Annotated in this window: 2 protein-coding genes and 1 pseudogene; 2 read left to right on the top strand and 1 reads right to left on the bottom strand. The window is 42.4% G+C overall.

Going from position 1 to position 1,683, the window contains the following annotated elements; all coding sequences use genetic code 11:
- Positions 1–139: 139 nt before the first annotated feature.
- Positions 140–667 carry a transposase gene (locus VXK47_RS16590; protein WP_435549898.1) on the top strand — a complete coding sequence of 176 codons (528 nt, stop codon included), beginning with the start codon at positions 140–142 and terminating at the stop codon, positions 665–667.
- A gap of 8 nt (positions 668–675) precedes the next feature.
- Here VXK47_RS16590 and tnpA read toward each other — a convergent pair whose 3' ends face one another.
- Positions 676–1,101, bottom strand: coding sequence for an IS200/IS605 family transposase (gene tnpA / locus VXK47_RS16585; RefSeq protein ID WP_435549897.1), 426 nt, complete (start codon positions 1,099–1,101; stop codon positions 676–678).
- Positions 1,102–1,389: 288 nt separating this feature from the next.
- Here tnpA and VXK47_RS16580 point away from each other — a divergent pair.
- Positions 1,390–1,683: pseudogene (locus tag VXK47_RS16580) on the top strand (hypothetical protein); the annotation flags it as partial.

Raw genomic sequence — 1,683 nt, 5'->3', positions numbered from 1 at the left:
TGACGTAGGGCTTCTCTTTGATTTTGCGCATCAGCAGTCTCCCTCTGCATCTGTGGACGACCCAATCTCGCACCACTGTCAGTTCTGCAGGATGGAAGTCTACCTCTTCGATCTGTATGTGTCAACCGGATAAGCATAGTTGAATCTTCCCGGAACAAAATCCCTTAAGGTTCGCCTCATTGGTTTTCGCTTTCCTCTCACAAAAGAATACCGATGGTACGTTACAAATATGCCAAGTTCAATGGCATTAGCAGAATGGATATACCCCATTTATCGACTAAGATGGCAAATTGAGCTGTTTTTCAAATCCATTAAGTCAATGCTACATGCTGACCAAATAACATCTGAAAATCAAAATATAGTTCTGATCACTGCTTATAGCTCAATCCTTGCTTCTCTTATTGCGAATTCAATAATAATCGAATATGCTGTCGTCTCTGCCAAGATAGAATTGAAATCTGTTACAGCTCAACGAATAACATTCGTCTTTTCGCTAATAGCACATGACTTGGCAAAGTGCATTTTAAAGAAAGATCTTTCGCCAAAGACCTTCATTAAAAATCTGGCAAATTTGCTTCCGTTAGTGAGGCTCCACCCGCAGAGCGGGTGGCCTCAGGAAGCCCCCTCGAAGGGGGCAGTTACGTTGGGAAAGCCCCGTTGGGGCTAATGGTTAATTTATTCTAAACCAAGTTCCATTTGTTGCTGATCATTTTTTTCTTGATCGCGAATATATTTTCTTATGGTATCTTCATCTAACCCAACAGTACTGACACAATATCCTCTGGCCCAAAAATGCAGCCCAGACACCCGTTTTTCTTTCAACACTGTACGATGGATTAATACAGCACTTTTGCCTTTCAGGAATCCTATCACAAAGGCGATGCTGTATTTTGGTGGAACGCTTATGCACATATGGACATGGTCCGGCATTAAATGCCCTTCCACAAGATTCACACCCCTTTGGCGACATAAGTCTTTCAATATTTCACCAACGCGATCCCTGAATTTACCGTACAATTTCTTTTTACGAAACTTCGGGACAAATACCACATGGTATTTGCAATCCCATCTGACATGGGATAAACTTTCCCAATCATGCATAGGTAATTCCTCCTGTATTGCCCAAAAGGGCTTTCCCGAGGAATTACCTATATTATTTCTCACCGGATCGGTAGAACCTTTCCGGGTCCTCCACCAGAGGTGGAGGGCTTAGACCGATACTAATTTGTCCAAATCGAAAACATAGGCCTACGTCATTAGAAATAGTAACAATGTTCAACACAGTGTAGAAAGAGAGTAGTCTTATCCGATCACGTATGTATTGAGATATTCAAGGGGTTTAGCCAGTTCCTGCTGCTCACGGACGGCGACTCATCGATCCTGGACAGTTTGAAAGATAAAGTCAAAATAATCTTTCAGCGATGTTTATGGCATATCCCGCATCAGGCAAAATTTTCCTTATGGCAGGATAAGGTAAAACACAAAAGCGAGGACTGGCTGCATGTCATTGCGGAACTTATGGAGATATGCGCGATACGACCCCTTGTTGATTGTCAGCAAACGATCGAAATGATGGTGGAATCAAAGAAAAAACGCCTGGATGAAATAATCGGGTATTGCAGAGAAAAAGGATATTCCCATACTGTTTCATACCTTGAAAACGCTCAGCCGGATATGTTCACA

Source organism: Desulfobacterium sp. N47 (assembly GCF_051233685.1).
In the GTDB taxonomy this organism is placed as follows: domain Bacteria; phylum Desulfobacterota; class Desulfobacteria; order Desulfobacterales; family RPRI01; genus RPRI01.
This window is presented reverse-complemented; position numbering and strand designations above follow the sequence as displayed.